The sequence below is a fragment of the Bacillus sp. JJ1474 genome (genome assembly GCF_036965225.1).
Taxonomy (GTDB): domain Bacteria; phylum Bacillota; class Bacilli; order Bacillales; family Cytobacillaceae; genus Cytobacillus.
The window spans coordinates 1-4,316 of the sequence record NZ_JBALPC010000263.1; the positions used below are offsets into that span (position 1 = coordinate 1).

Annotated in this window: 4 protein-coding genes; 3 read left to right on the forward strand and 1 reads right to left on the reverse strand. The window is 33.8% G+C overall.

The genetic code is table 11. From position 1 onward, the window contains the following. The first annotated feature begins 738 nt into the window (after nucleotides 1-738). The 3 genes from queC to queE are packed head-to-tail and all read left to right on the forward strand — an operon-like array spanning nucleotide 739 to nucleotide 2,616. Nucleotides 739-1,407 (forward strand): 7-cyano-7-deazaguanine synthase QueC, encoded by a 669-nt coding sequence (gene queC / locus V7164_RS23945; RefSeq protein WP_335346215.1) that lies wholly within the window; start codon nucleotides 739-741, stop codon nucleotides 1,405-1,407. Further along, on the forward strand, nucleotides 1,407-1,895 hold the full coding sequence (queD, locus tag V7164_RS23950; protein WP_335355454.1) for a 6-carboxytetrahydropterin synthase QueD: 489 nt from the start codon (nucleotides 1,407-1,409) through the stop codon (nucleotides 1,893-1,895). Before queC ends, queD begins: the two co-directional genes overlap by 1 nt. After that, nucleotides 1,888-2,616, forward strand: coding sequence for a 7-carboxy-7-deazaguanine synthase QueE (queE, locus tag V7164_RS23955; protein ID WP_335346217.1), 729 nt, complete (start codon nucleotides 1,888-1,890; stop codon nucleotides 2,614-2,616). Before queD ends, queE begins: the two co-directional genes overlap by 8 nt. Nucleotides 2,617-2,913: 297 nt before the next feature. On the opposite strand, the gene V7164_RS23960 is transcribed toward queE, so the two are convergent. After that, nucleotides 2,914-4,011 carry an L-dopachrome tautomerase-related protein gene (locus V7164_RS23960; RefSeq protein WP_335346218.1) on the reverse strand — a complete coding sequence of 366 codons (1,098 nt, stop codon included), beginning with the start codon at nucleotides 4,009-4,011 and terminating at the stop codon, nucleotides 2,914-2,916. Nucleotides 4,012-4,316: the final 305 nt, after the last annotated feature.

Here is a 4,316-nt window from a genome sequence, read left to right on the forward strand (position 1 = left end):
AAGTACAACCTTTCACAAAAACCATATATATACTATCATTACTATAAGTATTCTTTCTTAATATTCTTCTTCCATTAAAAGGCCCTTTTCATGTAGAAAGACGCTTTCCTTTTTTCAGAAAAGCGCCCTTTAATTGAAGATTGTGTAGCAATAATTTCAGCTAAATAGTAGCATCTAATATTACACAAGAGCACTAGTTTATATATATACAATCCTTAATAAATTTAACTAAAGTTGAACGCCTATTATACTTTTTAATTGATGTGCATTGTTTTATAAGATTATTATTTTAGGTCCTTGTGGTAAACGGTATACCTAAAAAAATTGGGCTGCCCACACTATAGACTGTCGACCAACTTGCTGCTTGTAACCCCATTTGTAAAAACCAGTCCAGTAACTCAACTTGTACCCCAGATGAAGGTGCTGTGACTCCTATGGTTGCATCTCTTTCTAAAAACGGGTATTTAATCATATGTATCCCTCTTAACTTTTACATTATTTTACCAAATGAAATTTAGTCGAACAATAACTATTTTCTACTTAAACTAAACTTATTCCTTTTAATGGAAAATTTAAAAATATTTAATGGGAATACACTTGTGATATAATATTTAGTAAATCATAAATTAAATTACGCAATTTTGCGGTAGAGGTTCTAGCACCCCTCTTTAAAAAAACTAAGAAGAAGCAGTCCTTCATCTTGGGTACTGTTTTTTTTCTTTTGAAAGGAAGTTTTTTATGTTAAAGGATGAAAAAGCGATAGTGGTTTTTAGCGGTGGACAAGATAGTACAACGTGTTTGTTTTGGGCTTTAAAAACCTTTAAAGAAGTTGAAGTTGTAACTTTTAATTATAATCAAAGGCATAAAGAAGAAATTGAGTGTGCAAAAAATATTGCAAAAGAGTTAAATGTTAGACATCATTTGTTAGATATGCAACTTCTAAATCAACTGGCTCCTAATGCATTAACAAGAGATGATTTTGAAATAAAAGAGGGAGAAGATGGAGAGTTACCTTCGACTTTCGTTCCGGGACGTAATTTGATCTTCCTATCCTTCGCTGCAATTTTAGCAAATCAAGTGAATGCAAAGCACATAATTACCGGTGTGTGTGAAACTGACTTTAGTGGATATCCAGATTGTAGAGATGCTTTTATTAAATCTCTAAATGTATCCATTAATTTATCAATGGACAAGCAGTTTGTTATCCATACTCCGTTAATGTGGTTAGATAAGGCAGAAACATGGAAACTTGCTGATGAATTAAATGCACTTGATTATGTTCGTAAGAAAACCTTAACTTGTTACGAAGGAGTAATAAGTGACGGTTGTGGGTATTGCCCAGCATGTAAGCTAAGAAAGCGTGGGTTAGAAAAATATATTAGATCAAAAGAAGGAGCGGAGGTATAATGGGGAACGACTTTTTTGGTTTTAAAATAGTGGAAAATCTACAAAAAATGGACCAAGATATTAAAAGAAGTGAACTAAAATACCATAGTAAACGCGTACTTGTAAGTAAGGAATTTACGTTTGATGCAGCACATCATCTCCATTGTTATGAAGGAAAGTGTAAGAATCTTCACGGGCACACCTATAAAGTTGTGTTTGGTATAAGTGGTTTTATTGATGAAATTGGTCTGGCAATTGATTTTGGTGACATCAAAGAGATATGGAAACAGGAAATTGAAATCTACCTTGATCATCGATATCTTAATGAAACCTTACCAAAAATGAATACAACAGCAGAAAATATGGTTGTTTGGATTTATGAGAAAATGATGGAGTCTTTGAATAAAAGGTCAGAGAAATATAATGATGTTAGATTAGAATCTGTTCGTTTATATGAAACACCTACTAGTTACTCAGAGGTAAGACGGGAGTGGATGGAAGTTGAGTAAAGTTCCGGTAATGGAAATATTTGGTCCTACCATTCAAGGGGAAGGGATGGTTATTGGCCAAAAGACCATGTTTGTTAGAACAGCTGGCTGTGATTACTCATGTTCATGGTGTGATTCTGCGTTTACTTGGGACGGATCTGGTAAAGATTTAATTAGACAAATGGATGCAGAAGAAATTTGGCAAGAACTAAAATCAATAGGCGGTGACGGTTTCTCATTTGTAACAATATCTGGTGGAAATCCCGCACTATTAAAAAACCTTGATTACCTAATAGATTTATTAAAAGCAAATAATATAAAAGTAGCTTTGGAAACACAGGGTAGCAAGTGGCAGGATTGGTTTTTAAAAATCAATGAATTAACGCTTTCTCCTAAACCACCCAGTTCTAAGATGGTAACAGACTTCGATGCACTTGATATGATAATTAATAACCTTAAGGAAACCGACCCTGCGCAAAATACTAGTTTAAAAGTAGTTGTATTTGATGATCAAGATTACGACTATGCAAAAAAGGTGCATTGTCGTTATCCTGACATCCCATTCTTCTTACAAGTAGGAAATGACGATAATCAAACAACAAACAATCAACAACTAATTTCCCAGTTACTACAGAAATTTGAATGGTTAATTAATAAATCTATGTTAGATACGGAGTTGAGAAATGTGAAAGTACTTCCTCAACTTCATACCTATATTTGGGGAAATAAACGTGGTGTATAGTACAGAAGGAAGAGTAAACACATAGTTTATAATATTTTTGATACACATTTTAATTTAGTCCAATTGAAGGATGGTACCATGCTTGGGATACAAACAAACAGATCAGTTTGGATTTAAATAATATACAGCATTGAACTTACCGACATTATAAAAAAATCCCAGGAACAGTTTAACATTCACCAAATAAACTGTTCCTAGTAAACCATTTTGAGTTTATTTCGCAGAAGTAAATAAAATTAATACTTCTTACTCGTGTTTGTTTTATACTCTATAATGAAAACAATTAATTGAATATTTTTACGAAAAGGTCGGAGCAGGAAATTCATCAATTTTGATACGAAGTAAACTATAAGGTTTCTGTCGTAAGTCTTTTCCATAATGAAATCTAGGCTGTCGATGTAATTGGTTCACAATGACATACAAATATTGATCCGGACCAATTGAAAAAGTATCCGGCCACAAAATTCTCTGATCATGTGCGATAGTTTCCATTATGCCATTTGGCAATATCTTACGGATACTGTTGTTTTCATAATCTCCAGCATAAACAGTTCCCTTTGCATCGGTGATCATTCCATCAGAAGCACCTTTTTCTCCCCAATACTCCACATGATAAGGTAAATCCATGTCCGGTATCGTTCTGTCTCTCAGGGCTTCTGTTGAGATTGAATACAAATGACGACTGGTTAGTGGAGCAAAAAATAATATCTTTCCATCGGGAGAAATCGCAAGACTATCAGACGCCAATCTAAATGGAGAAGTTGAACCGTCTTTGTTTCGATTCATTAAAATTTGACCTTCTACTTTCGGTAAAAAATATGGATCGGGTGAAGTTGAATTTGCCCCATTTAACCGTCTAAACGCGTTTCCATTTGATAAATCTACGACTATAATAGCTCCTGGTCCTCTTGAAGAAGAATCTGTTATATAGGCATAACCTGCTTTTCCAACACGAAAATCAAAACGGACATCATTTAGATAAGTTGTAGGCAGGACAACATCTTCTGTAAAGATATATACTTTTCTTATTGTATTGGTTTCTAAATCAACAGCGACTAATTTTGCCTCCCCTTTAATAGGTTCAGAAAAATTGGGTGCTGCTGTATCTAATATCCAAAGCGTTCCCCTTCCATCAGCAACTACACTTTGGACACTGATGAAAGTCATTGTGATATTCTCGGGGTTAACCAAATTGGTTTGTAAATTAGGATAAGGCTGCAATTTATCCTCAACAATTTCCGCCACCGTAAATTTAACATCGTCTCCCCATTTCGGAAAGCAAATGAAAATACGACCGGTCTCTGAAACAGTAACACCTGTAGGCATAGCCCCATAAAATGCATAAACTAGTTCTAAATTACCGAAATATTTTTCACTAGGTAACATAGGTTTCATAATATCCTCCTCAAGCATTCAAACGGGATATCACCTATATATGATATATATTTTTTCTAGTGCATGTTTCTTAATAAGTTTTTCTATACGAAAAGATGATTGAATTGATTGTTTTCGAAATTTAATAAGTCTGTCAGAAGAAAGGAAACATTTTAATTTAAAAGTCTCCAGATGAAGTAGAATTCAATTAGCAGGTAGCAAAGTTCAATATTCCCGAATCAACGTTATGCTGTTATAAATAAAAATTGGGAAAATTTCCTTTTTTAACTTTGTGAAGAAATGTACTTAAACTAGTCGAGTAGAAG